Source organism: Kitasatospora sp. NPDC057518 (assembly GCF_042802075.1).
GTDB lineage: Bacteria > Actinomycetota > Actinomycetes > Streptomycetales > Streptomycetaceae > Kitasatospora.
Genome location: NZ_JBHVEU010000729.1, coordinates 1 through 2224 on the forward strand (window position 1 = coordinate 1; position 2224 = coordinate 2224).

Annotated in this window: 2 protein-coding genes; one reads left to right on the top strand and one right to left on the bottom strand. The window is 70.0% G+C overall.

The genetic code is table 11. The features are described from left to right. Nucleotides 1-51 precede the first annotated feature (51 nt). Nucleotides 52-774: a DedA family protein gene (locus tag ACFU7Z_RS38870; RefSeq protein WP_049659650.1), complete on the bottom strand. Its 723-nt coding sequence runs from the start codon at nucleotides 772-774 to the stop codon at nucleotides 52-54. Between the two features lie 362 nt (nucleotides 775-1136). On the opposite strand from ACFU7Z_RS38870, the gene fbaA reads away from it, so the two are divergent. Then, nucleotides 1137-2159, top strand: a complete 1023-nt coding sequence (gene fbaA, locus ACFU7Z_RS38875; RefSeq protein WP_049659648.1) for a class II fructose-bisphosphate aldolase — start codon at nucleotides 1137-1139, stop codon at nucleotides 2157-2159. Nucleotides 2160-2224 lie beyond the last annotated feature (65 nt).

Consider the following 2224-nt stretch of genomic DNA (forward strand, 5'->3'; position numbering starts at 1 on the left):
GGTTTCACGTGAAACAGCACCGGCCCTCGCCGTGTCCGGAGCGGCGGGCGCTCAGCCCCGCCGGTGCCGGCCGCCGCCGGCCTGGACCTGGCTCTCCTCGTCGACCTCGGCGCCGACGCCGGCCCGCTTCTTCTTCCGCTCGCGCATGACCTCGATCAGGATCGGCGAGATGGACAGCAGGACGATCAGCAGCACCGCCGGGATCAGGTACTTGTCGATCACCGGGGCGAGCGCGTCACCGAAGAAGTAGCCGATCAGCAGCATGGACTCGGTCCACAGCACGCCGCCGATCACGTTCCAGACGAAGAAGGTCCGGGCGGGCATCTCCAGGGTGCCGGCGACCGGGTTCAGGAAGGTGCGGATGATCGGCATGAAGCGGGCCAGCACGACGGCCTTGCCGGAGCCGAACTTGTTGAAGTACTCCTCCGCCTTCACCACGTAGTCGCGGCGGAAGATCTTCGAATCGGGCTTGTCGAACATCTTCGGCCCGACCTTGGCGCCGATCAGGTGCCCGAGCTGGGCGCCGGCGATCGCCGCGATCGGGCAGCCGATCAGCAGGACGGCGATCGGCAGCTTGGCGCCGTCACCGAGCACCGAGGAGGCTGCGTTCGAGGCGGCGACGCCCGCGAGGATCAGCAGCGAGTCACCCGGGAAGAAGAAGCCGACCAGCAGGCCGGTCTCCGCGAAGATGATCGCGATCAGCCCGATGGCGCCGAGGGACGAGATCAGGGATTTGGCGTCGAGCAGGTTGACGGCCAGCTGGTTGTAGTCCACGGGCGCAGGATAGCGGTCGCACCTTGCCGGCGACGCGGGCGTACCGTGCCGACGGCGCCCGGCCGGGACCGGTTCCGATCCCCGCCGGGGCCGCCCGGGTGCCGCCGTGCGCCCGTACCGTGCGACGTTCCGCATGGCGGGCTCCTGCTGACCCGCGGGCACGAGTCTGGGAAGATGGCACAGGCGTCCGGTCCGCGGTGGCACACCACCCTCATGGCCGTACCGCGCAGGTCGCCGCGAACGTGCCGGAGAGCCACCACCGCAACGCCGCGCGTCGGCGGGCCGGCACGGAGTCGTCACGAAGGCGTACACAGCGTCGGACAGCACCGTCCGTACGCCGCAACCCGACAGGAGCGGATCGCATGCCCATCGCAACTCCCGAGGTCTACAACGAGATGCTCGACCGGGCCAAGGCGGGCAAGTTCGCCTACCCGGCCATCAACGTCACGTCGTCGCAGACCCTGCACGCCGCGCTGCGTGGTTTCGCCGAGGCCGAGAGCGACGGCATCATCCAGATCTCGACCGGTGGCGCGGAGTTCCTGGGCGGCCAGCACAGCAAGGACATGGTGACCGGCGCGGTCGCGCTCGCCGAGTTCGCCCACATCGTCGCCGCCAAGTACGACGTCACCGTCGCGCTGCACACCGACCACTGCCCGAAGGACAAGCTGGACGGCTACGTCCGCCCGCTGCTGGCGGTCTCCGCCGAGCGCGTGGCCAAGGGCGAGAACCCGCTGTTCCAGTCGCACATGTGGGACGGCTCGGCCGAGACCCTCGCCGACAACCTGGCCATCGCCCAGGAGCTGCTGGCCCAGGCCGCCGCCGCCAAGATCATCCTCGAGGTCGAGATCACCCCGACCGGCGGCGAGGAGGACGGCGTCACCCACGAGATCAACGACGAGCTGTACACCACCGTCAACGACGCCGTGCGCACCGCCGAGGCGCTGGGCCTGGGCGAGCAGGGCCGCTACCTGCTGGCCGCCTCCTTCGGCAACGTGCACGGCGTGTACAAGCCGGGCAACGTCGTGCTGAAGCCGGAGCTGCTGCGCGAGCTGCAGGACGCGATCGGCAAGCAGTACGGCAAGACCGACCCGTTCGACTTCGTCTTCCACGGCGGCTCGGGCTCGACCGCCGAGGAGATCGCCACCGCGCTGGAGAACGGCGTCGTGAAGATGAACCTGGACACCGACACCCAGTACGCCTTCACCCGCCCGGTGGCCGGCCACATGTTCGCCAACTACGACGGCGTGCTGAAGGTCGACGGCGAGGTCGGCAAGAAGAACACCTACGACCCGCGCACCTGGGGCAAGCTGGCCGAGGCCGGCATGGCCGCCCGCGTGCGCGAGGCCGCCGAGCAGCTGCGTTCGGCGGGCAAGCGCCTGAAGTGAGGCCCGCGCCCCGCGTAGGACCCGCGCCCCGAGCGTGAGAAACGGGTGCCCCCGGCGGACTCCGC

Bases quoted from the DNA above. Each gene is read 5' to 3' on its own strand.
- fbaA (WP_049659648.1), top strand. From the start codon at position 1,137: ATGCCCATCGCAACTCCCGAGGTCTACAACGAGATGCTCGACCGGGCC.